General features: G+C 75.2%; 25 protein-coding genes and 1 tRNA gene. 11 read left to right on the forward strand and 15 right to left on the reverse strand.

Annotation, left to right across the window (positions count from 1 at the left end):
* Positions 1 to 114 precede the first annotated feature (114 nt).
* A complete protein-coding gene (locus ACYVGT_RS12825) occupies positions 115 to 897 on the forward strand; it encodes an SDR family oxidoreductase (RefSeq protein ID WP_460857557.1) in 783 nt (260 codons plus the stop codon).
* 326 nt (positions 898 to 1,223) lie between these two features.
* Here ACYVGT_RS12825 and ACYVGT_RS12830 read toward each other — a convergent pair whose 3' ends face one another.
* Positions 1,224 to 2,468, reverse strand: a complete 1,245-nt coding sequence (locus ACYVGT_RS12830) for an alpha/beta fold hydrolase (protein ID WP_460857559.1) — start codon at positions 2,466 to 2,468, stop codon at positions 1,224 to 1,226.
* 249 nt (positions 2,469 to 2,717) lie between these two features.
* Between ACYVGT_RS12830 and ACYVGT_RS12835 the strand changes: the two genes are divergently transcribed.
* Positions 2,718 to 3,878 carry an anhydro-N-acetylmuramic acid kinase gene (locus tag ACYVGT_RS12835; protein WP_460857561.1) on the forward strand — a complete coding sequence of 387 codons (1,161 nt, stop codon included), beginning with the start codon at positions 2,718 to 2,720 and terminating at the stop codon, positions 3,876 to 3,878.
* A 70-nt stretch (positions 3,879 to 3,948) separates the two neighbouring features.
* On the opposite strand, the gene ACYVGT_RS12840 is transcribed toward ACYVGT_RS12835, so the two are convergent.
* Both ACYVGT_RS12840 and ACYVGT_RS12845 read right to left on the reverse strand, forming a co-directional pair.
* Positions 3,949 to 5,487, reverse strand: coding sequence for an NADH-ubiquinone oxidoreductase-F iron-sulfur binding region domain-containing protein (locus ACYVGT_RS12840; RefSeq protein ID WP_460857563.1), 1,539 nt, complete (start codon positions 5,485 to 5,487; stop codon positions 3,949 to 3,951).
* A gap of 227 nt (positions 5,488 to 5,714) precedes the next feature.
* Complete coding sequence (locus tag ACYVGT_RS12845) at positions 5,715 to 6,626, reverse strand: ferric reductase-like transmembrane domain-containing protein (protein ID WP_460857565.1); 912 nt, start codon at positions 6,624 to 6,626, stop codon at positions 5,715 to 5,717.
* Between the two features lie 313 nt (positions 6,627 to 6,939).
* Here ACYVGT_RS12845 and ACYVGT_RS12850 point away from each other — a divergent pair, with 313 nt between their 5' ends.
* The 4 genes from ACYVGT_RS12850 (at position 6,940) to ACYVGT_RS12865 (ending at position 11,651) form a co-directional block, all read left to right on the forward strand.
* Positions 6,940 to 7,629 carry a COG4315 family predicted lipoprotein gene (locus ACYVGT_RS12850; protein ID WP_460857567.1) on the forward strand — a complete coding sequence of 230 codons (690 nt, stop codon included), beginning with the start codon at positions 6,940 to 6,942 and terminating at the stop codon, positions 7,627 to 7,629.
* 78 nt (positions 7,630 to 7,707) lie between these two features.
* Complete coding sequence (locus ACYVGT_RS12855; RefSeq protein ID WP_460857569.1) at positions 7,708 to 8,364, forward strand: DUF4142 domain-containing protein; 657 nt, start codon at positions 7,708 to 7,710, stop codon at positions 8,362 to 8,364.
* A gap of 144 nt (positions 8,365 to 8,508) precedes the next feature.
* Complete coding sequence (locus ACYVGT_RS12860) at positions 8,509 to 9,663, forward strand: DUF1996 domain-containing protein (RefSeq protein ID WP_460857571.1); 1,155 nt, start codon at positions 8,509 to 8,511, stop codon at positions 9,661 to 9,663.
* A gap of 170 nt (positions 9,664 to 9,833) precedes the next feature.
* Positions 9,834 to 11,651: a phosphoenolpyruvate carboxykinase (GTP) gene (locus ACYVGT_RS12865; RefSeq protein WP_460857573.1), complete on the forward strand. Its 1,818-nt coding sequence runs from the start codon at positions 9,834 to 9,836 to the stop codon at positions 11,649 to 11,651.
* Positions 11,652 to 11,861: 210 nt separating this feature from the next.
* On the opposite strand, the gene ACYVGT_RS12870 is transcribed toward ACYVGT_RS12865, so the two are convergent.
* From ACYVGT_RS12870 to ACYVGT_RS12890, 5 genes are all read right to left on the reverse strand, one after another.
* Positions 11,862 to 12,407 (reverse strand): MarR family winged helix-turn-helix transcriptional regulator, encoded by a 546-nt coding sequence (locus ACYVGT_RS12870; protein ID WP_460857575.1) that lies wholly within the window; start codon positions 12,405 to 12,407, stop codon positions 11,862 to 11,864.
* Positions 12,404 to 13,039, reverse strand: a complete 636-nt coding sequence (locus ACYVGT_RS12875) for a DJ-1/PfpI family protein (RefSeq protein ID WP_460857577.1) — start codon at positions 13,037 to 13,039, stop codon at positions 12,404 to 12,406. The genes ACYVGT_RS12870 and ACYVGT_RS12875 overlap by 4 nt, the downstream gene beginning before the upstream one ends.
* A 72-nt stretch (positions 13,040 to 13,111) precedes the next feature.
* Positions 13,112 to 14,080: an anti-sigma factor RsbA family regulatory protein gene (locus ACYVGT_RS12880; protein ID WP_460857579.1), complete on the reverse strand. Its 969-nt coding sequence runs from the start codon at positions 14,078 to 14,080 to the stop codon at positions 13,112 to 13,114.
* Between the two features lie 290 nt (positions 14,081 to 14,370).
* Positions 14,371 to 15,069, reverse strand: a complete 699-nt coding sequence (locus ACYVGT_RS12885) for a YqeB family protein (protein ID WP_460857581.1) — start codon at positions 15,067 to 15,069, stop codon at positions 14,371 to 14,373.
* A gap of 171 nt (positions 15,070 to 15,240) precedes the next feature.
* On the reverse strand, positions 15,241 to 16,452 hold the full coding sequence (locus tag ACYVGT_RS12890) for a pyridoxal phosphate-dependent aminotransferase (protein ID WP_460857583.1): 1,212 nt from the start codon (positions 16,450 to 16,452) through the stop codon (positions 15,241 to 15,243).
* Positions 16,453 to 16,581: 129 nt separating this feature from the next.
* Here ACYVGT_RS12890 and ACYVGT_RS12895 point away from each other — a divergent pair, with 129 nt between their 5' ends.
* The 4 genes from ACYVGT_RS12895 to ACYVGT_RS12910 all read left to right on the forward strand — a co-directional run bounded on the left by ACYVGT_RS12895 (position 16,582) and on the right by ACYVGT_RS12910 (position 19,609).
* The gene (locus ACYVGT_RS12895) at positions 16,582 to 17,262 is read left to right on the forward strand and encodes a winged helix-turn-helix transcriptional regulator (protein WP_460857586.1); all 681 of its coding nucleotides are present in this window, start codon (positions 16,582 to 16,584) and stop codon (positions 17,260 to 17,262) included.
* A 137-nt stretch (positions 17,263 to 17,399) separates the two neighbouring features.
* A complete protein-coding gene (locus ACYVGT_RS12900; protein ID WP_460857589.1) occupies positions 17,400 to 18,521 on the forward strand; it encodes a WD40/YVTN/BNR-like repeat-containing protein in 1,122 nt (373 codons plus the stop codon).
* Positions 18,522 to 18,524: 3 nt separating this feature from the next.
* A complete protein-coding gene (locus ACYVGT_RS12905) occupies positions 18,525 to 18,812 on the forward strand; it encodes a MoaD/ThiS family protein (protein WP_460857592.1) in 288 nt (95 codons plus the stop codon).
* Between the two features lie 170 nt (positions 18,813 to 18,982).
* The gene (locus tag ACYVGT_RS12910; RefSeq protein WP_460857594.1) at positions 18,983 to 19,609 is read left to right on the forward strand and encodes a TIGR03086 family metal-binding protein; all 627 of its coding nucleotides are present in this window, start codon (positions 18,983 to 18,985) and stop codon (positions 19,607 to 19,609) included.
* 67 nt (positions 19,610 to 19,676) lie between these two features.
* On the opposite strand, the gene ACYVGT_RS12915 is transcribed toward ACYVGT_RS12910, so the two are convergent.
* The 3 genes from ACYVGT_RS12915 to ACYVGT_RS12925 form a co-directional block, all read right to left on the reverse strand.
* A complete protein-coding gene (locus ACYVGT_RS12915; RefSeq protein ID WP_460857596.1) occupies positions 19,677 to 20,159 on the reverse strand; it encodes an SRPBCC family protein in 483 nt (160 codons plus the stop codon).
* Positions 20,156 to 20,515 carry an ArsR/SmtB family transcription factor gene (locus ACYVGT_RS12920; RefSeq protein ID WP_460857598.1) on the reverse strand — a complete coding sequence of 120 codons (360 nt, stop codon included), beginning with the start codon at positions 20,513 to 20,515 and terminating at the stop codon, positions 20,156 to 20,158. Before ACYVGT_RS12920 ends, ACYVGT_RS12915 begins: the two co-directional genes overlap by 4 nt.
* An 878-nt stretch (positions 20,516 to 21,393) precedes the next feature.
* Positions 21,394 to 21,469 (reverse strand) — tRNA-Arg (locus ACYVGT_RS12925).
* Positions 21,470 to 21,878: 409 nt separating this feature from the next.
* Here ACYVGT_RS12925 and ACYVGT_RS12930 point away from each other — a divergent pair.
* Complete coding sequence (locus ACYVGT_RS12930) at positions 21,879 to 22,961, forward strand: D-alanyl-D-alanine carboxypeptidase family protein (RefSeq protein ID WP_460857600.1); 1,083 nt, start codon at positions 21,879 to 21,881, stop codon at positions 22,959 to 22,961.
* Between the two features lie 130 nt (positions 22,962 to 23,091).
* On the opposite strand, the gene ACYVGT_RS12935 is transcribed toward ACYVGT_RS12930, so the two are convergent.
* The 4 genes from ACYVGT_RS12935 to ACYVGT_RS12950 form a co-directional block, all read right to left on the reverse strand.
* Positions 23,092 to 23,523, reverse strand: coding sequence for an MscL family protein (locus tag ACYVGT_RS12935; protein ID WP_460857602.1), 432 nt, complete (start codon positions 23,521 to 23,523; stop codon positions 23,092 to 23,094).
* A 194-nt stretch (positions 23,524 to 23,717) separates the two neighbouring features.
* Entirely contained in the window at positions 23,718 to 24,374 is a 657-nt protein-coding gene (locus tag ACYVGT_RS12940; protein WP_460857604.1) for an SAF domain-containing protein, read from the reverse strand.
* Between the two features lie 175 nt (positions 24,375 to 24,549).
* The gene (locus ACYVGT_RS12945) at positions 24,550 to 24,981 is read right to left on the reverse strand and encodes an FmdB family zinc ribbon protein (RefSeq protein WP_460857606.1); all 432 of its coding nucleotides are present in this window, start codon (positions 24,979 to 24,981) and stop codon (positions 24,550 to 24,552) included.
* A 165-nt stretch (positions 24,982 to 25,146) separates the two neighbouring features.
* Positions 25,147 to 25,770 (reverse strand): 5-formyltetrahydrofolate cyclo-ligase, encoded by a 624-nt coding sequence (locus tag ACYVGT_RS12950; protein ID WP_460857608.1) that lies wholly within the window; start codon positions 25,768 to 25,770, stop codon positions 25,147 to 25,149.
* Positions 25,771 to 25,977: the final 207 nt, after the last annotated feature.

Raw genomic sequence — 25,977 nt, forward strand, 5'->3', positions numbered from 1 at the left:
GCGGCGCCGGAGCCCCCTGCGTCGCTGGCAGCGCCGCGGACCGGTACCGCCGGGCCGCCCCGTCCACCCCGTGCGCAGCGCAGGTGCGGCGCCCGCGCACCGAAAGGAGCCCCCATGCCCGACGCGTTCACCGCAGCAGGCGCGACCGCCGTCGTCACCGGCGGTGCAGGCGGCATCGGCCGCGCGCTCGCCGCGCGGCTGCTCGCCGACGGCGCGGCCCGCGTCATCGTCGCCGACACCGACGGCGACCGGGCCCGTGCAGCAGCCGACGCGCTGGGCGAGCGCGCCCGCGCCGAGCAGTTCGACGTGGCCGACGAGGCGGCCGTCCGCGCCGCCATCGACCGGATCGAGGCGGCCGGGCCCATCGACCTGTGGTGCTCTAACGCCGGCGTGGCGGCCGGTGCCGGGCTGGGCGAGGACGCCGACTGGGACCTCTCCTGGCGGGTCCACGTCCTGGCGCACGTCTACGCGGCCCGCGCCCTGGTGCCCCGGATGGCGGCCCGCGGCGGCGGCCACCTGCTGGTGACCGCGTCGGCCGCCGGGCTGCTCACCAACGTCGACACCGCGCCCTACTCCGTCACCAAGCACGGTGCCGTGGCCCTCGCCGAGTGGCTCTCGATCCGCCACGCCGCCGACGGGATCACCGTGTCCTGCCTCTGCCCGCAAGGCGTGCACACCGCCATGACCGCCGGAGACAGCGCCACCTCCGCGACCGCCATCGGGGGCGCCTACCTGGAGCCCGGCGAGGTGGCCGACAGCGTCGCCGCAGCCCTCGCCGAAGGCCGGTTCCTGATCCTCCCGCACCCCGAGGCGGCCGTCTTCGAGCAGCGCCGCGCCACCGACCGCGAGCGCTGGCTCGCCGGCATGCGCCGCGCCTGGCAGCGCATCCGCTCCTGACCGCCGCGGTCGCGTCCGCCCGCGCTGCGCGTCCACGGGGCCGCGGGAGAGCCCCCCGGCGCCCGCCGCGGATGGCGCCCCCCACGGGGCCGCCGGTACCAGCCGGTAGCCGCCGTGGTCCGAGGCCGGGGGCGTGCCCCAGCTCTGCAAGTCCCCCTCCCCGCAGGTTCCCGGACCTGCTGCCCTGCTGAGCGCGGGTGCAGGATGGCCGCGGTCCGGCGGGGCGGCCTCCGCCGCGCCGAGCGCGCGGGACACGGCCCGCCGGCCGCCGCGGGCGGCGGTGCGCGGGTTCCGCAAGCGCCCCTCCGCGGCCGACCGGGTGCTCGTCAGACCGTGCCGTCCACCAGGGCGATGAGGCGGTCTAGGACGCGGGGGCCGCCGGCGTTCAGGCCGTTGTGGTCGAACTCGTTGGTGATCCAGGGGCGCAGCGACGGCAGGAGCGCGGCGGTCTCCTCGGAGAAGGCCCGCTCGACGTAGACGTCGTCGGCGTAGATCGCGGCCGCGCACGGCACCGTGCAGGCGGCCAGCGCGCCCGCGTCGTACAGCCGCGGCCACTCCCGCTCGGCGAGGAGTTCCGCTGCGGCGCCCAGCGGTGCGAGCTCGCCGTACCCCTCTTCCTCGAACATCCACGGGAACACGTGCTCGCCGGTGAGCAGGGCCGGGTCGGCGGCGAAGTCGTCCGGCAGCGTGCGCTGCGCCGACCAGCGGGTGGCGGACCCGTCGGCATAGCAGGACTCGTGGATGGCGGCGTAGAGCGGGTTGCGTCCGGAGAACGGCATGGCCGCTGCGGCGTCGGCGATGAACGCCGGCGAGTCCGCGCCGCGCTCCAAGAGGTAGTGCACGGTCTCGCCGCCGTCGCTCTTGCCGAGGAGGTGCCCGATCTGGCGCAGCCGGCGCGGTGTGAGCCGGTCTCCGTTGGGGAGCCGGACGTCCTGCTCCGCGAGGCGGCCGGAGAGCGCCTCCATGTGCGCCCGATCTTCGGGGAACTGCCGGTAGTGCCGCTCGGTGCGGCGCCGCATCCGGTCGAAGGTGGCGCGGTAGACCTCGTCGGGGTGGCGGCCGACCGGCGGCAGGCCGCCGGTGAAGAACGCCGCGCGCAGCGCGTGCGGGGCGGCGCTGAGGTAGTGCAGCGTGCAGAACCCGCCGAACGACTGCCCCAGTACGCTCCAGGATTCGATGCCGAGCTCGGCGCGGATCCACTCGGCGTCGGCGACGATCGAATCCGCGCGGAACAGTGCCAGGTAGTCGGCCTGCTCCTCCGGGGTGCCGGGCAGGCCGGCACCGATCGGCGCCGACAGGCCGGTGCCGCGCTGGTCGAGTAGCAGCACGCGGTAGTCGGCCAGGGCGCGGCTCAGCCAGCCGGGGCCGGCCGGGCTGCCGGTGGGCCGCGGCGCCTCCTGCCCGGGCCCGCCCTGGAGGAACAGCAGGTAAGGGCGGTCCTCCCCGCCGGGGGCGGCGACTTCGCGGGCGAAGACGGGGATGCGCGCCCCGCCGGGCGCCGCGTGGTCGAGCGGGACGGAGAACGTGTGGTCGGTGACGACCAGGCCGGGAAGGCGGAACGGAGCGGACATGCCCCGATGGTCGCCCGGTGCGGCACGGAAGTCCACTCGGCTGCCCACCGGCCGCGGCTGCGGCGCATCCCGTCCGCATGCCGCGGTCGGCCCAGGCCGCCTCCCCGGTCCGGACACTTGCGAAGGCGGCCATCCAGCCCGGAGACTCGTACGGCAACGTCAGGCAGGAACGGGGTGCGGCGGGCCGTCACCCCGCCGGGAAGCGCTGCGGTGCGGGGGTCGTCACCCCGCCCGGAAGGAGGAGCGCCCGTGATCGTGATCGGCCTGTCCTCGGGGACGTCCGTCGACGGCATCGACGTGGCAGCTGCAGACCTGCGCCTCGACGGAGGGGTCGTCACGCTCCGGCCGCTCGGCGCCATCGAGGCGCCCTACCCGGCCGGTCTGCGGGAGGACGTGCTCGCCGCGCTGCCGCCGGCTGCCACCACGCTGCACGACGTCTGCCGCATCGACGCCGGCATCGGCAAGGCGTTCGCCGGCGCCGCCCGCACCGGTATCGCCGAACTCTGCCCCCGCGGCCGCGCCGACCTCGTCGTCTCGCACGGGCAGACCCTCTACCACTGGGTCGAGGACGGCGCCGTCCTCGGCTCGCTCCAGCTCGGCCAGCCCGCCTGGATCGGCGAAGCCACCGGCCTGCCCGTCGTCTCCGACGTGCGCAGCGCCGACATCGCCGCCGGCGGCCAGGGCGCCCCGCTCGCGTCGGTGTTCGACGTCCTGTGGCTGTCCGGCCGCGGCGCCCCCGCCGGCGCGCTCAACATCGGCGGCATCGCCAACCTCACCGCCCTCGCCCCCGGCACCGACCCGGTGGCCTTCGACACCGGCCCCGGCAACGCCCTCCTCGACGCCGCCGCGGAATGGGCGCCCGGCGGCGCCGCGATGGACGGGGGCGGCGCCCGCGCGCGCCGCGGCGCCGTGGACCGCGCCCTGCTCGACCGCCTGCTGGCCGACCCGTACTACGCCCGGCCCGCGCCGAAGACCACCGGGAAGGAGCTGTTCAACCGCGCCTACCTGGAGCGAGCTCTGGACGGCCGCGCCCCGGCCACCGAGGCGGCCTGGGATGACCTGTTCGCCACCCTCACCGCCCTCACCGCCGAGACCGCCGGCCGCGCCTGCCGCGACCGCGGGGTGCAGACGCTCGCGGTCTCCGGAGGCGGGGCCCGCAACCCCGCCCTGATGGAGGCCCTCGCCGCCGCGGCGGCCCCGGCCGACGTCGTCGCCTCCGCCGCTCTCGGCATCGACGGCGACGCGAAGGAGGCCTACCTGTTCGCTCTCATCGGCTTCCTCACCTGGAACGGGGTGCCGTCGACCGTGCCCGCGTGCACCGGCGCCGCCCACCCGGTGCTCTCCGGACGCGTATCCCGGCCCGCTCCGGCGGCACCGCTGCCGTCCCGCCTGGAGATCCTCCCCGAATAGCCCGGAGCGGAACGGGCGGGAGCGGCCGCCCGGCGGAGGGGCGAGCTCTGCGGCCGGGCAACGGCCGGGATCACCCCTCGGGCGGCACCACCCGGAGGGCCAGCGCCGGGCACATGGCGACCGCGCGCGCGGCGGCAGCAGCGACCCCGTCCGGAACGGGGGTGGAGGGCGATCCGGGATAGCCGTGCCGATCCAGTTGGACCAGCGACGGTGCCAGCTGCGCGCACAGGCCGTGCGCTGAGCAGCGGGACCAGTCCACGGTGAGCCGGGCGGTCGGCGGAGCACTCCCGGGCAGCGGCAGAACTCCGGGCGGCGCCGTGCACCCGGCGCCGGCGGCATGCCGCGCGACCTCGTCCGGGAAGGCGCGCAGCGCCGACGCTGCCAGGCGCCCCGCGCCGTCGGGATGCGCGCACGCCCCGCGCCCGGCTCCGACTGCCGCCGCCGCGCCCACCGCACCGGCCGTGCCCGCACCGGCCACCAGCGCGTCGAAGGCCCGCGCCAGCTCGGGCAGCCCGCGGATGCACGGGCCGCACTGGCCCGCGCTCTCCCCGGCGAGGTAGTGCAGCACCCGGGCGGTCTCGGCCAGCGGGCAGGCGTTCGGGCCGAGCGGCAGGACGATCCCCGCACCCGGCGCCGCGCCGAACGGCGCCAGGCCCTGCCGGGAGAGCCGGGCCTGGGCGACCGCGCCGGGCGCCAGCCACGCGCCGTGGTAGCCGCCGACCAGCACGCCGCGCCCGGCATCCGCGCCGCACCGCGCGAGCAGCGCCGCGGGCCCGGTCCCCAGCGGCGCGTCCACCACCACCGGGCGCTGCACCGCGCCGCCGACCGTGAACAGCGCGGTCCCCGGCTCCCCCGGCGCGCCGACCGCCGCGAACCGGTCCGCGCCCACCGCCGCCAGCCGCGCCAGCTGCGCGAAGGTCTCGGCGTTGGACAGCAGCGTCGGCAGCCCGTCGACCCCGGCCTCCGCCGCGCGCCGCTGCACCCCGGGCGGGAGCGGCGCGCGCCCGTTGACACCGCTGACGACCGCGCCGGACTCGCCGGACAGGAACCGCTCGGGCAGGCGCACGATCCGCACCGGCGGTGCCGCCGGGCGCTCGGCCGCTGCGGCGAGCAGGGACCGCTCCGCCGGCCCGGCCCCGTCCCCGGCCACCGCGACCACGATCTCCGGAGCGGACAGGGCTCCGGCTGCGAGTTCGGCGCCGTCGAGGACCAGGTGCGGCGCGCGGGAGAGCAGCAGCCGGTCCTTCGCGCTGCCCGGCTCGCCCTCCGCGGCGTTCACCACGATCCGGCAGCCGGTACCGCGCCGCTCGGCGGCTCGCGCGGCCGCGGCGATCTTGCGCGCGAGCGGGAACCCGGCGCCGCCGCGGCCGCGCAGGCCGGCGAGCTCGGCCAGGGCGGCGGGCTCGCCGGCGGCGAGCGGTGCGGGCCGCCGGTGCACGGCCCGGTGCGCCTCCCACCCGAGCCGTTCGGCTCCGGCGGGCTGCCGGGGCGCCGGCGACGGGCCGGGCACGGCGGCGAGTCCGGCGGTGAGGCCGGGCGGACCGATCCGGAGCAGGGGGACGGAAGCGGCGGACGCGGGCGCGGACGGCCAGTGGATCGCGGTGCTCATGGCGCACTCCCTTGTGTGCGGGCGGAAGCCGTTGCGGGCAGGGTGCGGAAAGGCGGGGTGCGGACGGGACGGTCCAGCGGTGCGGCCCGCCCGGAGGCGGCGTGTGCTGCGGCGCAGCCGCGTACTGCAGAGGCAGCGGCGGCGGTCCCGCTCGGCGGGGCTCTGCACCGGGAGCAGTCCGGCACGCCGCGCGCGGGCGCCCGGTGTGAGCGGGGCCCGCCTGCGCCCTAGCGCCGGTCTCTCAGCGAGCTCCAGAAGGCGAGGTCCTCGGTGAGGGCGTCGCCCTGGGCAGACGCCGGCCCGCCGCGGCGGGCCGGCCGGCGCCACACACCGGCCAGCCGGCCGGACCGGCGGAGCCGCGCGGGCGGCGCCCCCGCTGCTCCGGTGGCGGCCACCACGGTCACCCTGCGCTCCGGCACCGCGGCAGCACTGCCGCCGGCGGTCAGCAGCAGCCGGGCGACCAGGGCGGCGCCCACCGCCGCGAGACACAGGCAGTAGCAGAGCACGACCAGGCCGGACGGCGGCCGGCCGGCGGTGAGGCCGTGCACGATCGCCAGCGGCCAGCACAGGTAGGCCGCGGCGTGCAGGATGCGCCACATCCGCGGCAGCACCGGGAGGGCGCCGCTGAACCGCCGCCGCAGCAGGCCGGTCGCGATCAGCAGCAGCACCAGGTCGAAGGCGACGGTGCCGAATGCGACCGCCGGGTCCGCGCCCCAGGGCACGGCGGCGTGGTGGACGGCCGCCTGCCCGTAGACGATCTGCAGGGCCACGTGCGCCACCAGGAACCCCAGCGCCGCCACCGCCACCGAGCGGTGCGCCGATTGGAAGGCGATGCGGGCGCGCGGTCCCAGGAACAGCCGGTCGGTCGCGAGCAGACCGCCGACAACGGCGGCGGTGAGGCCGACAAGGGCGATTACCCCGGAGCCCGCCCAGAGGAAGTCTTGGACGGCGCGCTGGAATTCCAGCTGGCGCGGCGCCGCAATCGCGATCACCGAGTTGGCGACTACTAATCCGATCAGGAGAAAGGCGGCAGCCGGCGCGGAACCGCGGCGCAGCGGGGTGGATCGTTCCGCGATGGCCGGAGTGTCGTGCGAGGCCAGAGGGTGATCAGGCTGGTGGGCTCGGGGTGGATCGAGCATTGCCGCCTCCACGGGACGGGGAGTCGGGCCAGAACTTAGCACGGTGCGGCCGAGTGTGGGCGGATTGAATCTGATTTGTGGATTCTGCGGGCGGCGGCGCCGCCCAAGGAGTATCTCTGTCTTATAACGAGAAGAAAACGTATCGGTGTAGCGATGTCCCGATCGCCCCCGCTTTCCTCTGCCAGGGCCGGCAATAGGGAACAGCGCGCGGCTGCCGAGCGCGGCGCCGATCCGGAGGAACCGCCCCTGCGCCGCGCAGGCCGCTCCGCCGCAACCCGCACGCAGCACCCGACCGAGAGAACGGACCGCCATCGTGGACACCCGCGCCGCAACGACCGCTCCCCGCACCGCCTTCCGCACCCCGGACCGCAGCGGAGCGCCCGCCGGGCGCCGCGCACTGCCGCGGGCAGCGGTCGCGGCCGCCCTCCTTGCCGCATCCGCCTGCTCGGGGCAGCCCGGCAGCGTTCCCGAACCCGGCGCGCCCGGGGCCAGTGCCGCCGCCGACGACACCTCGACGGCCGCCCTGCAGATCCAGGAGGACACCGCCGTCGGCGCCGTCCTCGCCGACGGCGACGGATACACGCTCTACCGGTTCGCCCAGGACGGCACCGAGCCGCCGGCCTCCGTCTGCGCCGGCGACTGCGCCCAGCAGTGGCCCCCGGCGGCGGGCGGCGACGACGGCCCCACCGCCGACGACGGTATCGACGCCGGCCTCGCCGCCACCCTCGAACGGGACGACGGCGCGACCCAGCTGGCGTTCGACGGCGCGCCGCTGTACCGCTATGCCGGCGACGTCGTGCCGGGCGACGTCAACGGCCAGGGCGTCGGCGGCGCCTGGTTCGCGGCGGCTCCCGGCGGCGGCGTCAACGACGCCGACGCGGGCCACGGCCCCGGCCAGGCCACGCCCCGGAGCGAGGGCGACGACGGCAGCGGCGGCAGCGGAGGCACCCGCGGCAGCGGAGGCACCGAAGAGGAGGGGACGGGCGGTGCCCCGGGGTACTGAGCCGCGACTGGCGCCCGCGCGCCCCGGGCGGGCGCGGCGGAAGAGGGCGCACCTGCCGGGAGAGAGGGAGGGTCCAGCGTGGCCATTCGGCACCGGCCGCGGATGCGGCCGCTCGCGGCGCTGACCGCAATGGAGTTCACCGGGGTCGCGGTCTTCCTGGTGATCTCCTCGATCACGGTGTTCATGGTCGTCCCCAACGGGGCGCTGTCGGTCACCGGCGTCTTCTGGCGCGACTGGGAGTCCACCGCGCACGGGCCGCTGGGTCCGGCCGACCGCAGCGTCCTGGTCAAGGTGCGCCAGGCAGGGCTGTGGGAGGTCCCTACCGGCCAGCAGGCCGAGGAGCGCGCCCGCAGCGACCGCGTCCGCGAGGTCGGCGGCACCATCGCCGAGGACCACCTGCTGATGGACGAGCAGGTGCGCGATATCGCCGGGCGGCTGGAAGTGGAACTGCCCAGCACCGCCAGCCCCCAGCAGCAGGAGTGGATGGAGGAGCTCTCCGCTCTCTCCGGAGAGGAATACGATCGCGCGTTCGCCGATCGGCTGCGCGCCGCGCACGGCGAGGTGCTGCAGGTCATCGCAGAGGTCCGCGCCGGAACCCGCAACGAACTGGTCCGCTCGTTCGCGCAGCACTCGCTGCTGATGGTGCTGCGCCACATCACCCTGCTGGAGAGCACCGGCCTCGTGGAGTACGAGAACCTCCCCGAACCCCCGCCCCCTGAACGGCGGCCCGGCTGAGCGCTCCGGCACCGACCGCACGGAGGCCCGTCTATGTCCGCCCCCGAACCGAAGCCCCGCCCCGGGCGCTGCCCCGCCCCCCGTTCCGGCCGGGCGCGCCGCTGCTCTGCGCCGCCCCGCCGCCGTCTCCGCTCCGCCCTGCTGATGAGTGCCGCGGCCATCGCCACCGCGGGCACCGCGCTGGCCGCCCCGGCCGTCGCCGGCCCGCCGGGCGCGCGCCTTGCCTCCGCGCCGCTGGAACCGCCCGGCGGCGAGGGCAGCGGGCACGGAGAGCACGGCAGCTCCGCCGGCGCCGGCGGTCCAGCGGAATCCGGCGATCCGGGCAGCAGCGGCCACGGCGGCCACGGCGCCCCGGAACGGGGCGGCGGTGGAGGCGCCCCGGAGCCGGGTGACCCGCCCGACCCCCGGTTCTACACCGACATCCGCGACGTCCCGGAGGCCGAAGCGGCTCCCGAGCCGGGCGCGCTCGGCGGCGCCGACGGCACGGCCGCAGTCGACTGCGGCCGCAACGCCGGCGGCGTGCGCAACGCCGAGAACGTGATCGTCGCCCCGGGCGTCGAGCACGGCGCCCAGCACACCCACGACTACGTGGGCAACCGCGACGTCCAGCGGTTCACCGACGATGTCGGAGCCAACAACCGCATCCTCGCCGAGGGCTCCACCACCTGCGAGAACGCAGACCGCTCGGTCCACTACTGGCCCGTGCTGCGCGACCTCTCCGGGACCGGTGCCGACGCCGGCCGGTCCGGCGGCGGGGCGGACGGCAACACCGGCGCGATCCTCACCCCGCAGGAGGTGCGGATCGAGTTCCGCGGCAACGCGGCCGAGGACGTCGTCCCCATGCCCCGGTTCCTGCAGGTGATCACCGGCGACGCCAAAGCCGTCACCAACGGCCCGGAGAACGCCCGCGCCCAGTGGACCTGCACCGCCTCCGCCGGGCAGGACTGGACCAGCCGCATCAGCAGCGACCGCTATCCGCTCTGCCCCGGGGGCAGCAGCGTCGTCCGCATCATGGACTTCCCCTCCTGCTGGGACGGTGCGGCCACCGAAAGCGAGGACAACCGCTCCCACGTGCGGTTTCCGGACGAGACCGGCACCTGTCCCGACGGCACCCGGCCCGTCCCGCAGCTGCGCCAGACCCTCGTCTACGACGTGCCCGCGGGCCGCTCCTACGCCGTCGACGGGTTCCCCGACCAGGGCCGCGCGCCTGTGACGGATCACTCGGATTTCATCAACGTGATGCCGCCCGAGCGCATGGACACCGTCGTGAACTGCATCAACGCCGGGCGGGAGTGCTGAGGCTCCGCCCGCGACACGCAGGGCGCGCGGAGCCGGGCGGCTCCGCGCGCCCTGCGTACAGTGGAAACACGGGAGATTAGACCACTGGTCTAAACCTGTTGTCCAGACCAACTGGCCTGTTCGAGGGGGCATCGCCGATGATGCGAAGCAGACAACGAGAAGGAGCCGCTGTGTCTGTACGCGTACCTGGCACGGGTACCGAGCCCACGAGCCACGCTGAGCTGACCGCCTGGGTCGACGAGGTCGCCGCCCTCACCAAGCCGGACGCCGTGGTCTGGTGCGATGGATCCGAGGCCGAGTGGGAGCGCCTCACCGGTCTACTGGTCGACACCGGCACGTTTGTCCGGCTCAACCCGGAGCTGCGGCCGAACAGCTTCTACTGCCGGTCGGACCCCAGCGACGTCGCCCGCGTCGAGGACCGCACCTTCATCTGCTCTGAGCGCGAGGAGGACGCCGGCCCGACGAACAACTGGGTCGCGCCCGACGCGATGCGCGCCACCTTCGCCGACGTCTTCGACGGCTCCATGCGCGGCCGCACCATGTACGTCGTCCCGTTCTGCATGGGCCCGCTCGGCGGTTCGATCTCCCAGCTGGGCGTCGAGATCACCGACTCCCCCTACGTTGTCGTCTCGATGCGCATCATGGCCCGCATGGGCGACGCCGCCCTGCGCCTCATCGAGGAGCGCGGGGAGTTCGTCAAGGCGATCCACTCCGTGGGCGCCCCGCTGGAGCCCGGCCAGGAGGACGTCGCCTGGCCGTGCAACCCCACCAAGTACATCTCGCACTTCCCCGAGACCCGCGAGATCTGGTCCTACGGCTCGGGCTACGGCGGCAACGCCCTGCTCGGCAAAAAGTGCTACGCGCTGCGCATCGCCTCGGTGATGGCCCGGGACGAGGGCTGGATGGCCGAGCACATGCTCATCCTGAAGGTCACCCCGGAGGGCGGCGGAGCGCCGAAGTACCTCGCGGCGGCCTTCCCCAGCGCCTGCGGCAAGACCAACCTGGCGATGCTCCAGCCGACCATCCCCGGGATGAAGGTCGAGACCGTCGGCGACGACATCGCCTGGATGCGCTTCGACGACGAGGGCCGGCTCCGGGCCATCAACCCCGAGGCCGGATTCTTCGGTGTCGCCCCGGGCACCGGCGCGTCCACCAACGCCAACGCGGTCGAGACGCTGTGGGGCAACAGCATCTTCACCAACGTCGCGCTCACCGACGAGGGCGACGTCTGGTGGGAGGGCCTCACCGACACCCCGCCGGCGCACCTCACCGACTGGAAGGGCCGCGACTGGACGCCGGACTCCGCCGAGCCCGCCGCCCACCCCAACGCCCGCTTCACCACCCCGGCCGGCCAGGCGCCGACCATCGCGCCGGAGTGGGAGGACCCGGCCGGCGTGCCGATCTCGGCGATCCTGTTCGGCGGCCGCCGCGCCACCGCGGTGCCGCTGGCCAACGAGTCCTTCGACTGGCAGCACGGCGTCTACCTCGGCGCCAACGTGTCCTCGGAGAAGACCGCGGCCCAGGAGGGATCCGTCGGCGAGCTCCGCCGCGACCCGTTCGCCATGCTGCCGTTCTGCGGCTACAACATGGGCGACTACTTCCAGCACTGGCTGGACATCGGCAAGGCCACCGACGCCGAGAAGCTGCCCCGCATCTTCTACGTCAACTGGTTCCGCAAGGACGGCCAGGGCCGCATCGTGTGGCCGGGCTTCGGCGAGAACAGCCGCGTCATCAAATGGATCATCGACCGGCTCGACGGCCGCGCCGAGGCCGTCGCCACGCCGATCGGCAACGTCCCGACCGCCGCGTCGCTGAACACCGACGGCCTCGGCCTCACCGACGAGGAGCTCGAGTTCGTGCTCTCCGTCGACCGCGACGTGTGGAAGCAGGAGGCCGCGCTCGTCCCCGAGTTCTTCGAGGGCTTCGGCGACCACCTCCCCGCGGAGCTGTGGGACGAGTACAACAAGCTCATCACCCGCCTCGGCTGAGCGCCGCACCGCTCACGGGCACCGCGGCTGCTGACCGCGCCGCCCGGGGACGATGAGCACAGGGGAGGCCCGCCAGGGGTGGGCCTCCCCTTTCCGTGTGCCCGCCAGAGCAGCAGCGGGAGCGGCCGGACGGCCAGCGCGGCCGCCCCGGGCGGATCCGCGGCCGGATCGGCTGCGGATCCGCCGGCGGCCGAGGGCCGGCGGGGCGCATCAGCCCGCCCGCCCCGCGCCGGCGTCCGCGCCGGCGTCCGCTCCGCCCACCGCGCCCCCGGACGCGGGGCCGATGCGCTCCAGCGCTGCGGAGAGCAGGCGCTGCCCCGCCACGGCCGCCTCCAGCGCCTCGGCGCCGACCTCCCGGACGAGGCGTTCGGCCAGCCGGGCGTGGGCCGGATCGATCCGCCGCACGGCGGCGCGCCCCTCGGCGGTCGGGACGAGCAGCCGTGCCCGCGCGTGCGCCGGATTGGGGCGGTACTCCGCAAGGCCCTGCACCGCCAGGGCGTCCGCGGTGCGCTGCACCGCCTGCCGGCTGATCCCCAGCGCCCGCGCGATGCCCGAGGCCGTGGCCGGCTCCTCCAAGGCCACCCCGAGGACCTTCCACCGGGCGGCGGTGAGCCCGGCCGGCCTCGCCAGGTCCTCCGCAACGGCGAGGACGGCGCCGTTGACGCGGAACGCCGACATTGCTGTGCCGGACAGGAGCTCCTGCGCGCGGGCGGTTTCTGCTGTCCGCTGCCGGCGCTCGGCGGAGTCCCGGCTCACGCGGACGCCTCGGCCAGGACCGGGTAGGCGCTCGCGTCGCGGTGGGCGAACAGCCGGTACCAGGCGTCCAGGACCTCGGGCTCGAACACGTCGAGCAGGGCGAAGACCTCGCGTGCGAAGGCGACCGGTGCGGTGGGCCCGGCGGTGGCCACACCGCGGTCGGTGACCGCGTCGGCGTCGCGGAACAGGGCTCCGCCCGCGTAGCCGGTGGCGGCGAGATACTCGGCGGCGGGGCCGGTGTGTGCGCGGCCGTCGAGCAGACCGGCGCGCGCGAGCCCGGCCGTCGCGCCGCAGATGGCGGCAACGGGAACTCCGGCCTCGGTGAACTCCCGGGCCGCGGCGGCGAAGGCGCCGGTGCGCTCGGGATCGTCATCCCACGCCGTTCCACCGGGCAGGATCAGCAGCGCCGAATCAGCGGGGTCGAGGTCGGCGACGGCGCAGTCGGCCAGGATGTGCAGCCCGCCCATGCTGGTCACGGGGCCGCCGTCGCGGCTGGCGGTGCGCACCGGATAGCCGCCCGGGATCCGGTGGGCCGCTCCGCTGCGCAGATGGGCCGCGGCGTGCCCGGTCTCCCAGTCGGAGAAACCCGCGGGCAGGGCGAGGTGCACGGTCTTCTTCGCTGCATCGCTCATGACAACGTGTCGTCAAACTGCCGAGTGGATGACAAGGCGTTGTCATTCGGGGGCGTGCCGCGCCGCGCTCGCTCAGTCCCGGACCAGGGTGTGCATCCGGACGATGGTGCGGCCGGCGGTGCGGAAGACGTGCAGGCGGTCGCAGAGGAGGCGGATGCGCCAGAAGCCGCGGGGCCGTTCGCCACCGGCCGGGGGCATGCCGGGGAAGCGCGGCAGCGGAGCGCCTTCCGAGGCGTCGCCCACCTCGCAGACGAGCTCGTCCTCCTCGGTCCAGAGCCACACGCTTCCGTGGCCGGCTCCGTGCAGCACCGCGTTGGACGCGGCTTCCTGCACGGCCGTCGCGACCGCGTCGGCGCGCGCCGCGCCGGCGCCGGCCCGCAGCGCGTAGGTGTGCGCGTCCTCGGTGACCCGCGGCAGGTCGGGCGGCATGAACCGGCCGCCGAAGAGGCCGGTGGGCACCGTCCGGGGCGTGGCCGCCATGTCCCCGCGGGCGAACACCGCGGGGTCGACGAAGGATTCACTGGGCCGCGCGGAGGTTCCGGCGATGGTCTCCGGGTGCGTGGTCAGCGCACCCGCCAGGATGGGCGGCGGCAGGCGCCGCACATCGTAGGGGCAGACCAGCCGCAGCGGTGCGTCGGCGAACAGCGCGGTCAGCGACGACTCCAGGCAGGTCTGCGCGATCACCTGCCGTTCCGAGCGGCCGGCCCACACCGGTTCGGCGATGATCCGAGCGCCGCCGTGCGCCGCGGCGGCCCGGCGGAACCGGTCGCAGAAATCCAGCCGCTCGGGCGGTCGGCGGCCGAGGTCAGCGGTGTCGCACAGGGTGATGCGGTCGGCGTCGCCGCCCAGCGCAGTACGGAGCAGCACCCGGTTGGCCGCGGTGGATGCGGCCAGGACGGGGACGCCGTCGGCGAGTCCGCCGCGCAGGAACGGCACCGCGGCCGCCAGGAACTCGGCGTCGGAGCCGTACAGGCACGCCTGGTGGCGCATGCGCGGGGTGCGGTCGCCGGGGATACCGGTCGGCGGATACGGCGCGGGCACTGCAGGGGACGCCTCCTCGGCGCGCGGCGGGGCGCCGCGCGGTGGCGGGTCGGGAGGGCTCGTCCATCGGGGTGCGAAGCGGGGCGCAGCAGTCAGCGGGGCCGGCGCCGGCGGGGCAGGGCCGTCTGCGGTGCGAGCGGGACCGGGGGAGGGGGCCGATGGCGGAGCCGCGTCGGTCAACATACCGAGCCGGGTGGTGCCCATGTGTCGAAGTACCGGAAGAAGTGCGCGGGCGGCCGTGGCGGGACGGGGCTGCCGGCCCGCCGCGGCCGCCGCACCGGAGCGGCGGCTCAGCCGCCGGTCAGCCCGCCGGCGCGCCGCCAGTACTGGCGCTTCTTCTCGTCGCGGACGGCGACGCCCTCCGCCGCCAGCGCTCGGCGCAGCTCTTCGGCGTCGGCTTCGGAGTCCGCCGCGAGGGCCTCGGCGCGCGCCCGCAGCAGGGCGTCCGCGGTGTCCGAGAGGTTGGGAAGGCCGGGCACCCAGCGCTCGAACTCCTCTGCGTAGGGGTCGCTCGCGCACCACGGCCAGCCGTGCTCCTCGAACGCGCGCCGGACGGCCGCGGGGCCGAGTTCGCACGGGATGCGGACCAGCTCCCGGGTGTCCGGGCCGAGAAGCACCAGGCGCTTGCCGTCGAGGAAGGCGGCGCCGACCGCGGAGCGCCCGTGCTCCTCGGTGCTGCCCAGCCGGCGCAGCACCGCGCGCTCGGGGGAGACGACGAGGACCAGCGAGTAGTGGTCGTCCAGGAAGGCGAGGACCACGCCGGCGATCCCGCCGAGTGCGGCGGCGCCGACGGTCGCGCCCGGCTCCGGCAGCGACTCCAGCAGGCGGAGCGGCCCCTGCAGCGGCGCGAACGGCAGGGCGGTGATCCACGCCGCCGCCCACTTCAGCAGGAGGCCGGCAGCGGCGCCGATGACGGGGAAGAGCAGCCGCAGCACCAGGGAACCGGAAACGGTGGTCACCCCTGCGGTCGCGCGGTCGTGGGAGTCCATGGGACGACGCTAGGCGCCGGCGCTCCGCCGCCGCTTCGGTCGCCGGCATCGCCCCCGGCGACCGAAGTACGTCCTCCGCCGGCCGGATGTCGTCCTTCCGGCGGACCCGGCGCAGGCGCTTAGCGTGCCCGCCGGGCGGGGCGGCGGGCACGGACAGCGGGGCGCGGACGGCTACTGGCGGTAGCCCGAGAGGAAGCGGCCGATCCGGCCGATCGCCGTATCGATGTCGTCCGGGTGGGGGAGGGTGAGGATCCGGAAGTGGTCGGGGGAGTGCCAGTTGAAGCCGGTGCCCTGCACCACATGGATCTTCTCCTGCAGCAGCAGGTCCAGGACGAACTTCTCGTCGTCGGCGATGCGGTGCACCTCCGGGTCGAGCCGCGGGAAGGCGTACAGCGCCCCCTTCGGCTTGACGCAGGACACGCCCGGAATCGCGTTCAGCCGCTCCCAGGCCACGTTCCGGCTCTCGTGCAGCCGGCCCCCGGGCAGCACCAGGTCGTTGATGCTCTGCGGGCCGCCGAGCGCGGCCTGTACCGCGAACTGGGCCGGCACGTTCGGGCACAGCCGCATCCCGGCCAGCGTGGTGAGCCCTTCGAGGTAGTCGCGCGCGTGCCGGCGCGGACCGGTGACCGCGAGCCAGCCGGACCGGAAGCCCGCCACCCGGTAGGCCTTCGAGAGGCCGCTGAAGGTGAGGGTGAGGACGTCCGGCGCGAGCGCAGCAGGGCTGTGCAGCTCGGCGCCGTCATAGAGGATCTTGTCGTAGATCTCGTCGCTGAACACGATGAGGTTGTGCCGCCGTGCGAGGTCGCACACGCCCTCCACCAGCTCCCGCGGATAGACCGCGCCGGTGGGGTTGTTCGGGTTGATCAGGACGATCGCCTTGGTGCGGTCGGTGATCCGCGCCGCGATGTCGTCCAGATCGGGCAGCCACTCGGCCGACTCGTCGCACACGTAGTGCACGGCGCGGCCGCCCGCCAGCGTGGTGGCGGCGGTCCACAGCGGGAAGTCCGGTGCCGGGATCAGGATCTCGTCGCCGTCGTCGACCAGCGCCTGGATGGACATCTGGATCAGCTCGGAGATGCCGTTGCCGAGGTAGACGTCGTCCACGTCGAGCTCGGGGAAGCCCTTGTCGGTGTAGTACTGAACGACGGCCCGGCGCGCCGGCAGGATGCCGCGCGCATCGCTGTAGCCGTGCGCGGAGGGCAGGTTGCGGATGATGTCCTGCACCAGCGCCTCGGGCGCTTCGAACCCGAACAGCGCCGGGTTGCCGGTGTTCAGCCGGAGCACGCTGTGCCCGGCCTCCTCCAGGGCGTTGGCCTGCTCGATCACCGGCCCCCGGATCTCGTACGAGACGTTGGTGAGCTTGCCGGACTGCCTGTACTCCATCGTCGCCCTTCTCCGCCCTTCTCCGCCGGCCCCCGTCGGGCCGCTCCGGACCCCGCGGCCCCGGAACTGCTACTTGGTTCTACCAAGCAAGTACTTGGAAAGTCCAACCTGACGTCTACACTGTCCCCCATGCCGCGCCGAAGCTACGACCAGTACTGCGCCGTCGCCCGGACCCTCGACACCGCCGGCGAGCGCTGGACCCTCCTCGTCGTCCGCGAGCTGCTCACCGGCCCGCGCCGCTACACCGACCTCCACGCCGATCTGCCCGGCGTCAGCACCGACGTCCTCGCGTCCCGGCTGCGCGACATGGAGCGCGACGGCCTCGTGGCCCGGCACCGGCTCTCCGCGCGCGGCACCGCCTCCGCCTACGCCCTGACCCAGCGCGGCCGGGCCCTCGCGCCGGTGCTCCGCGCGCTCGCCGAGTGGGGCGCGCCGGCGCTGCGCGAGCGCCGCCCCACGGACGCGTTCCGCGCCCACTGGCTCGCGGCTCCGCTGGTCAGTGCGCTGGAAGGCGTGCTCGGCGGCGCCGCCGGCGTGCTCGACGTGCACCTGGAGACCGGCGCGTTCTCGGTGGAGTTCGGCGCCGGCGAGCCCGGCGGGGTGCGCTACTTCGACGTCGCCGCGGGGGACGCCGCCGACGCCCGGCTGGACCTGGCCGAGGACGTCTGTGCGCAGATCGCCGCGGGCGACCTGCCGCCGGCCGCCGCGGTCTCCGCCGGCGCCGCGGCCGTCGCCGGCGACAGCCCGCTCGCCGACGCGCTGCGCAGCGCGGGTTCCGTGCGTCCGGCCGCGGCGGAGCCGGCCCCGTGACCCCCGGCTGAGCAGCGCCGCCACCGGGTTTTGCCCGGTCGTGAACGGCGCGCGCCCCACGATTGTCACTCCCCCGTGTCACTGTGGCACTCATCACCTAGGCCGGCCGCGGGAGGCCGCCAGAGACGGGGAGCGCCATGTCCTACCTGCTGATGATCGGAACGCGGAAAGGGCTGTTCCGCGCGGAGAGCGAGGACCGCCGGGACTGGGAGGTGAGCGGTCCGCTGGAGCTCGACGCGGACCACTACACCGACGCGATGGGCTTCTACGCCCTCGGCATCGACCCGCACACCCGCCGCGTGCTCGTCGGCGCGGAGCACATGCAGTTCGGCCCGGGCGTATGGCACAGCGACGACCTCGGCCGCACCTGGACAGAGCCGGACACGCGGTCGATCGCCTTCCCCGACGACGTCGAGGACTCGCTCGTCCGCGCCTGGCAGTTCGCCTACACCGGCGAGCCCGGCGTGGTCTACGCCGGCGCCGAACCGCACTCGCTGTTCCGCTCCGACGACGGCGGCGAGCACTTCACGCTGGTCCGGTCCCTCTGGGACCACCCGCACCGGGCCAACTGGTTCCCCGGCGCGGGCGGCGCCGCGATCCACACCGTCCTGCCGGGCAGGGTCGGCGGCGGCGGGGACGGCGCCGACGCCATGACCGTGGCGATGTCCACCGGCGGCGTCTACCAGACCCGCGACGGCGGCGCCTCGTGGGCACCGGCCAACCGCGGCATCTACGCCGGCTTCCTGCCCGGCGAGGAGCCGGAGTACGGGCAGTGCGTGCACAAGGTCTCGATCGGCCCGGACGGCGCCTTCTACGCGCAGAACCACCACGGCGTCTACCGCAGCACCGACCCGGCCTCGGGCTGGGACTCGATCGCCGGCGGGCTGCCCACCGACTTCGGCTTCGCCATGGTCGCCCACCCGCACCGGTCCGGCGAGGCGCTCAACTTCCCGGTGATCAGCGAAGCGCGCCACCTGCCGCCCGGCTTCCGGCTCACGCCCTACCGAACCGGCAACGGCGGCGAGTCGTGGCAGGCGGCCGACGCCGGCCTGCCCGGCAGCCCGTACTACGGCATCGTGCTGCGCGACGGCGCCGCCACCGACGGAGCGGCCGCGCCCGGCTTCTACTTCGGAACCCGCTCCGGGGACGTCTACGCGGCGGTGGACCGCGGCAGCGGCGTCGGCGGCCCCGGCTCGGAGTGGATGCCCGTCGCCACCGACCTGCCGGACGTGCTCTGCGTCCGCGCCGCGGAGGTGTGAGCCGTGCCGGTCACCGTGGTCCTGCCCCAGGTGCTCCAGGGCGACGCCGGCGGCGCCCACCGCGTCGAGCTGCCCCAGGCGGGCGGCGGGGGGCCGCTGCGCGGCGTCCTCGATGAGCTCGCCGCCCGCCATCCGGGCCTCGACCGCCGCGTGCGCGACGAGAAGGGCGGCCTGCGCCGGTTCGTCAACGTCTACGTCGGCGACGACGAGTGCCGCGGCCTCGGCGGCCTCGACACCCCGGTGCCCGACGGTGCCGAGGTGCGCATCCTGCCCTCGGTCGCGGGCGGCTGACCAGACCTGCGCCGTCCACAGCGCTGAACTGCGGTTCCGCCGTCGGGCGCCGCGGTCTTCTGCCGTGCCCGAAAAAAATCCCGCCGCCACCGACGAGTTTCCGCGCCGCCGCCGGTCCCCACTCCCAGACGGCGTGCGCGGGGCGCGCCGGCGGCGCGACGGGAGCGGCGATGACGGGTCAATGGCGCGCGATGTCCGGGACGGCGTCGGTCGGGGTGCTGCTGGAGCGGGACGGCTCCGGCGCGCTGCACGGTCCGGCGCTGCTGTGCGCGGCGCTCGACCAGCTGGACGGCGCGCTCGGCGCCGTGCGGCAGGACGGGCTCGGCGCTCCGACACCGTGCGGCCGATGGGACCTCGGCATGCTGCTCGCGCACGTCGCCGAATCGCTCGCGGCGCTCGAGGAGGGCTTCGGCCGCGGTGCGGTTGCGCTGACCGGCGCGCCGGCCGCGGCCGGGAACCCGGTCGCGGCGGTGCGGACGGCATCCCGCCGCGTCCGGGAGGGCGCGGTCGGCGCCGGCGCCCCGGACGCGGCGGTGGCGGTCGCCGACCGCGCGCTTGGCCTGTCGGCGATGGCCGCGGTCGGCGCGCTCGAGACCGCCGTGCACGCCTGGGACATCGACCGCTCCACCGGCAGCGACGCCGACCTCCCCGACGCCCTCGCCGAGCCGCTCGCCGCCGTGGTGCCACTCGTGGTCACCGAGGGGACCCGCCCCGGCCTCTTCGCCGCGCCGGTCCCGGTCTCCGCCGACGCCTCGGCGACCGGCCACCTGGTCGCGAGCCTGGGCCGCACGCCGTAGCGCGCAGGACGGCGGAGGCCGCAGCGCCAGTGCGGGCGGTGCGGCCTCCGCCGGCAGTGCGGCTCGGCTACCGGGCCAGGACGGCGTCCATCTGGCCGGCCGATTCGCGCAGGCCCTCTTCCATGCCCATGCCGACGACCTGGTCGAGGTCGGCGCGGGTGGGGTAGGCGGCGCGCATCTCCATCCGCGTGCCCGGGCCCGCCGCCGCGAGCTCCACGGTGACCGCGGCGACCGGCGCGTCGGCCGGCTTTCCGTCGGCGTCGGCGAAGCCGTCTTCGAAGCTGAGCCCGGTGGGCGCCTCGATCGCGGTGAAGCGCCACCAGCCGCCGTGCCGGTCCCCCTCGGGACCGGTCATGTAGTAGGAGACCTCGCCCCCCGGCGCGAACTCGAACCGCTCCACGGTGGCCGGGTAGGTGGGCGGCCCCCACCAGCGCTCCAGCTTCCGCGGGTCCGACCACAGCTCCCAGACCCGCTCCGGCGGCTCGGAGAATTCGGCGACCAGGACCACGGCCAGGGCCTCCAGGTCGGTTTCCACGCTGACGATGCTCATCGGGTTCCCCCCGTTCCGGAGGCGGGCCCGGCAGGCCCGTCCTCCTCCAGCAGCTGCGCCATCCGGTCGGCGCGGCCGCGCCACGACCCCGCCGCGAGGTCGAGCGCCCTGCGGGCCCCGTCAAGCCCCGCAGGGACCGTGCGGACCCGCCGCTCCCTGCCGTGCTGCTCCTTCACCACGAGGCCGGCCCGCTCCAGGGCGGCCACGTGCTTCTGCACCGCGGCAAAGCTCATCGGGTACGCCTGGGCCAACCGCGACACCGGGACCGCCTCCTCCGCACACCGCCGGAGGATGTCCCGCCGCGTGGCATCGGACAGGGCCTGGAACACGCGGTCGGCGCTGCTTTCTACAACCATTTGGTTGTATGTTACGCCGCACCCGGGGTAGGGACAAGCCCCTGTGCCGGGATGTCCATCCAGCTCCAGGGGCTCGGTTCAGCGCCGGCCGCCTCGTCCGCGGCCGCCGCCGGGCGGCTGCCGCCGCTTCGATGTCTCCGGCCGCTTTGCGGGCTGTCCGCCAGTCCGTTGCGCAGCCGCTCCCGTGCGGCCCGGCTTGTCTCCGGATGCTGAGCCCTTGGGGGCGCCGCCGGCGGTTCCCTTGCCGGGGGTGCTGGAGGTACGACGCGGTGTCGTGGGGAGCCTCGAGTCTCCGCCGCGACCGGGGCGGCCCGTGGCTGCTCTGGCCTCGTTCCAGGCGCGGCCGGCCGCTTTGCGATTCGCGTCGCGTCGTTTCTTCTGGGCTTCGGTACCGGCTCGGGCCTGCGCGTTCGACGCGTCGATGGCGGCGGACATGCTCCCTGTTGTCTGGGCCTGCCTGCGGGTCGCCTTGGCGGCGCTCCGCCTATTCCTCTTGGCTTCCCTCGCCTCGCTCCGTGCTGCCCTATCCCTGTTTTTCTGCTGCCTTTTCCGCTTCTTTGCCTCGGCGCGTCGGGAGGATTCATCGATGGCATCGCCGAAGCCAGGGGTCCATCCGAGCCGATCGGTTGACCGTCTCGGAGTCACGCGGCCGCGCCCGCGCGGAGCGCTAGCGGAATCAGGGCGGTCGGATTGCGTCTTTTCGACTTCGTCGTCGCTCATGGCTCACTCCGGGAGGTCGCAACGGGCCCGGAGCATACGAGCGCTGAGGGCGAGTGAACACCGTCCAGTGCGCAGAGGGCATTCGGCCATGCGCAGAGAGGGTGCGGAGCGACGAGACGCCAGGGTGTTGGCGGAGAGGGCGCGCCCGCCGTGGCTACTGGTGACCCCAGCAGGATTCGAACCTGCGACACCGGCTTTAGGAGAGCCGTGCTCTGTCCCCTGAGCTATGGGGCCTCGGGGGGCAATCCTAGCGGAGGAGGCGGGGCGGCGGGGTGCGGCAGGAGGGACCGGGCGGGGGTGCCTTTGAGTACTCTTGCGGTGGCGGGGTTGTCATCGACCCCGTGTGACCTCCGGCACATCAGGGGGTAGGCGCTTCGGCGCCGGGGCGGGTGGACGCGCCGCAGGAGCGCGCCCCGCGCGGCGCCGTCCCCAGGTCCGCAGCAGAGCAGCGGTGCGGCCGCACACCGCCGCAGGGCAGCGGGCCGCGGTACTCGGCGCGGCGCGTCCGATTGTGGACTTTGTAGTACCTTGCCATGCGGCCACCCCCCACGTTCGACGCCCGAGACCCGTGTAGCCGGAGGACCACGTGCCGACTTTTCGCGCAGCGCCGCGGCAGCACCACCGCGGGTCCGGCAGCGGGGCGGTGCCCGTCCTCTCCCTGTCCCGGGCCGCGCGGTCGCGCGGCGCGGCCGCCGTAGTCGTCCTGCTCCTCGCCCTGCTCGTCGTCCCCATCGGGCAGACCGCCTTCTCGCCCTACTTCTCCGTCGCCTTCGCCGACGACGACCTCGACGCCCTCGCGGACAAGGCGGAGAAGGCGAAGGACGACCTGGAGGAGGCGACCGACGCCTACACCGACCGCGAGGACGAGCTCGACGCCGCGCAGGACGAGCTGGTGGACACCCTGCACGACCTGCAGCAGACCGAGCTGAAGCTGGCCGACATGCGCGAGCCGCTCGCCGAACTCGCCAGCACGCTCTACCAGCAGCCGGACGCCGGCATCCTCGGCGTGATGACGTCGGGCACCATCCAGCAGGACCTCCAGGTCGACTCCTACGTCTCCAAGATGTCGGAGGACAAGGACTCCCTGATCGAAGAGGCCAACGACCTCCGCGACCAGCAGGTCGAGCTCACCAACGACGCCCAGCAGCTCCAGTCGGAGACCCAGCTCGCGCGGGTCGAGCTCAAGGTCGACCTGGACGCCCTCAAGGAGCAGTCCAAGGAGAGCAGCGACGCGCTCACCAAGGAGCTCGAGGACCGCGGGCTCGACGTCGACGCCTATATGGCCGGCGTCGAGTGCGACGCGGCAAAGGGCGAGCAGGCGTCCGGCTACCCCAACGGCCTGCTGCCGCAGGGGGCGCTCTGCGAGCTGCCGCAGGGCGACCACTTCGTGCGCGCCGACGCCGCCGTCGACTTCATGCGGATGAACGAGGCGTTCCAGAGCGAGATGGGCAAGCAGCTCTGCGTCACCAGTTCCTACCGCGACATGCCCAACCAGCAGCGCGTCTACGCCGAGCAGCCGCCCGGAAACGCGGCCGTGCCCGGCACCTCCAACCACGGCTGGGGCCTCGCCGTGGACCTCTGCGGCGGCGTGCAGAACCAGGGGTCGCCCGAGTTCAACTGGCTGGAGGCCAACTCCACCGAGTACGGCTGGTTCCACCCGGAATGGGCCTACTCCAACCCGTTCGAGCCCTGGCACTGGGAGTACGAGGCCGAGTACGCGGGCTAGGGCGTGCTGGGGGCACCTGTCCTGCTGCGACGAACGCCACCCACCCAACACGCCCTGGCAGAGCGCCGCGCCGCCGCCCTCCACCGGCGGAGGGCGGCGGCGCGGCGCTCCGGGGGCGGCCTCCGGCGGATTACGGGGCGGCGGTGGATCCCGTGGCGGCCGGCGCCTCCGGGGTGATCTCGGAGGTGCACTCGGGGCAGCGGTCGGCCTGGTTGCTGATCTCGCTGAAGCAGCGCGGGCACTCGCGCGTACTGGCCTCCTCGGCCTTGGTCATCCGCTCGAGCAGCTTGGAGACCGGCAGCACCACGAAGAAGTAGAGGATGGCGGCGGTCAGTACGAAGCTGATCATCGAGTCGATGAACGCGCCGTACAGGAACCGGCTGCCGTTGATCTCGAAGTACAGGTCGCCGAACTGCGGCACCCCGCCGAAGATGCCCAGCAGCGGCGTGATGAACCCGGCCGTGAACGCGGTGATGAGTTCGGAGAACACCGCGCCGATGACCACCGCGACCGCCAGCTGCACCAGGTTGCCCTGCAGCAGGAACTGCTTGAATCCACTCACCGGTACTCCATCCCTTTCGGGTTCTTCGCAGACGAATGCCCGGCGGTCGGCGCCGGGCGCGCAGCTCCGCCGGGGCGGGCCGGAGGGCTGGGGGGCTCCGGGTGCCGCTGCGGCAGCGGCGGTACGCGGGCTGTCCGCGGTACGGCCGCCCGCAGGAACTGCGCGGAACAGGATTCACTACGCAGTGTCGGTGGTCAACCGCGGATGGTCAGGCTGAGAGGGCCGGCCGCACCGTGCCCCGCGATCCGGCGGGACTCCCCGGGGGTGACCGCGACGACGATCAGCGCCCCGCCCGACCCGCCCCCGCCGGCGCCGCCGCCGGGGGCCGCGCTGCCGTCCCCGGGCACGGCGATCACCGGGCGGTCCTCGGCCAGGGCGGCCGCCTCCTGCGGCGGCGCAGGGCCGGCGAAGTCGCCGCCGGCGAGCGCGGCGGCCGCCAGCACGTCGACGCGGCTGCCCGGCGCCAGCAGGGCGACCGCCCCGCCGTCCGCGATCCGCACCGGCGCTGCGACGAGCCCCGGCCCGTAGTCGGCGGCGGGCGCATCGGCGAACCGCGCGGTGGTGAGCACTTCGCCCCGGCGGACCGGGCCGGTGAGGAGCCGGCCGACGGCGTCCTGCTGTGTGCGCAGGGCGCCGTCCGGCGCGGCGGCGGCCGCGATCCGCGCGGTGCGGACGGCGTCGGCGGCCACCGGGTCCAGCGGCGACAGGTCCCGGGCGGCCACGACGAGGTGCTCGACCCGCTCGGGCGGGGGCCGGACCACCAGCAGGGCGCCCACTAGGGCCAGCCCCGCGCAGAGGGCAGCGAGGCCGCGGCGGTGGCGGGAGAGGGCGAGGGCGGCGCGGACGGGCATGGCAGCACCGTAGGCAGCCGCCCCGCCGTCGCGGAACGCCCGTGCAGGAACCTGGGGAAAAGCCGAAGCGGCCGGCGGCCCGCCTCCGGGCGCACGCGAAAGGGCCGGACCCGCCGGGTCCGGCCGTGGGAATCGCGGTGCCGCGCGGGGAGGGGCAAGGGCTCCCCGCGGCCGGCTACGCCTTCGCGGCGGCCTTCGGAGACGACGGAGACGGCGAAGACGAGGAGGAGCCGCTGGACGCGCCGTTCGACGACCCGTTCGAGGACGACCCGTTCGAGGAGGACCCGCTGTCCGAGGAGCTTGAGGTGCCGCTCGACTCGGACGAGCTGCTGGACCCGGAGTCCGCGGAGCTGCCGGCCGAGCCGGAGTCGCCGCCCGAGTCGCCGCCGTCCTTGCCGGAGCTGCCGGTGACGGCGGAGCGGTCGGAGGTCTTGGCGCTGTCGGTCCGGTAGAAGCCGGAGCCCTTGAAGACGATGCCCACCGCCGAGTACACCTTGCGCAGCCGGCCCTCGCAGGAGGGGCACTCCGTCAGCGAGTCGTCGCTGAAGCTCTGCACGACCTCCAGCGGCGTGCTGCACTCGGTGCAAACGTACTGGTATGTAGGCACGGCAGTTCCTCCTCCTTGGCACTCTTGCCCATCGACTGCTAAATAGTACGCGCTCGCGCACGCGGACCGCGAACGCAGGCCCTGCCGGGCGGGGCCGCGCCGCCGCCCAGTGGAACGCGGGCGGCTGAGCTGCTTGTTCCGCCCGGCCCGGTGCGGCGGCCCCCGTCACAGCATCCGCACGCCCCCGCGGGGCGTCGCGATGCCCTGCACCGGGCGGTCGTGCGGTTCCGCGGGCACCGTATCGAGGAACTCGGTGTCATAGATCACCGCGATCGTGCGGGTGTCCGGGCCGACGCGTGCCAGAGCCCGGTCATAGCAGCCCGCCCCCTTGCCCAGCCGCCGCCCGGACGGGTCGGCCGCCAGAGCGGGGCAGAGCACCGCCGCCGTGCGGGCGATGGCCTCCGGCCCGTACCGGCGGCCCGTCGGCTCCAGCAGCCCGTGCCCGGCCGGCGCCATCGAGTCGGGCCCCTCGTAGGCGGCCCAGTCGAGGTCGCCGCTGTCCAGGAAGACCGGCAGGAGGACATAGCAGCCGCGCTTCCACAGCGCCGCGACCAGCTTGCGGGTGTCCGGCTCGGTGCCGACGGAGTAGTAGGCGGCCACGGTCCCGCCCATGCTGAGCACCGGCAGATCGGCGACGCTGTCGCGCAGCGCCGACCCGGCGGCCGCGCGCTCCGCCTCCGGCATGGTCGCCCGCTCCTCCAGCAGCCGGCGCCGCAGCCGCTTCTTCGCCTGCGCCCGCTCCCAGCCGCTCCCGCCGGCGCTCTCCGCCGCCGCTGCACCGTCGTCCATGGCCGCCATTGTTCCAGGCGCCGCCCGCGGGGGGCCGGGCCGCTGCGCAGTCGGCTCCGGGCCCGCGCGCGGGACGTGCGGGTCCGGCTGCGTCCGCCCAGGGCACGGCACCGCCGGAATGGAGCCCAGCGGTCTAGCGTCGCCCGGGCCGCGGCGGTGCCGCCGCGGGGGCGCGGCGGTGAGTGCCCGGGAAAAGGCCGGTGAACG

The organism is Nocardiopsis coralliicola (genome assembly GCF_054779695.1).

Coding starts and splice junctions, on each gene's coding strand:
- ACYVGT_RS12895 (WP_460857586.1), top strand. CDS start 16,582: ATGCCGCGCCGAAGCTACGACCAGTACTGCGCCGTCGCCCGGACCCTC.
- ACYVGT_RS12860 (WP_460857571.1), top strand. CDS start 8,509: ATGAGTGCCGCGGCCATCGCCACCGCGGGCACCGCGCTGGCCGCCCCG.
- ACYVGT_RS12910 (WP_460857594.1), top strand. CDS start 18,983: ATGACGGGTCAATGGCGCGCGATGTCCGGGACGGCGTCGGTCGGGGTG.
- ACYVGT_RS12875 (WP_460857577.1), bottom strand. CDS start 13,039: ATGAGCGATGCAGCGAAGAAGACCGTGCACCTCGCCCTGCCCGCGGGT.
- ACYVGT_RS12900 (WP_460857589.1), top strand. CDS start 17,400: ATGTCCTACCTGCTGATGATCGGAACGCGGAAAGGGCTGTTCCGCGCG.
- ACYVGT_RS12830 (WP_460857559.1), bottom strand. CDS start 2,468: ATGTCCGCTCCGTTCCGCCTTCCCGGCCTGGTCGTCACCGACCACACG.
- ACYVGT_RS12845 (WP_460857565.1), bottom strand. CDS start 6,626: ATGCTCGATCCACCCCGAGCCCACCAGCCTGATCACCCTCTGGCCTCG.
- ACYVGT_RS12840 (WP_460857563.1), bottom strand. CDS start 5,487: ATGAGCACCGCGATCCACTGGCCGTCCGCGCCCGCGTCCGCCGCTTCC.
- ACYVGT_RS12940 (WP_460857604.1), bottom strand. CDS start 24,374: ATGCCCGTCCGCGCCGCCCTCGCCCTCTCCCGCCACCGCCGCGGCCTC.
- ACYVGT_RS12885 (WP_460857581.1), bottom strand. CDS start 15,069: ATGGACTCCCACGACCGCGCGACCGCAGGGGTGACCACCGTTTCCGGT.
- ACYVGT_RS12915 (WP_460857596.1), bottom strand. CDS start 20,159: ATGAGCATCGTCAGCGTGGAAACCGACCTGGAGGCCCTGGCCGTGGTC.
- ACYVGT_RS12920 (WP_460857598.1), bottom strand. CDS start 20,515: ATGGTTGTAGAAAGCAGCGCCGACCGCGTGTTCCAGGCCCTGTCCGAT.
- ACYVGT_RS12825 (WP_460857557.1), top strand. CDS start 115: ATGCCCGACGCGTTCACCGCAGCAGGCGCGACCGCCGTCGTCACCGGC.
- ACYVGT_RS12890 (WP_460857583.1), bottom strand. CDS start 16,452: ATGGAGTACAGGCAGTCCGGCAAGCTCACCAACGTCTCGTACGAGATC.
- ACYVGT_RS12950 (WP_460857608.1), bottom strand. CDS start 25,770: ATGGACGACGGTGCAGCGGCGGCGGAGAGCGCCGGCGGGAGCGGCTGG.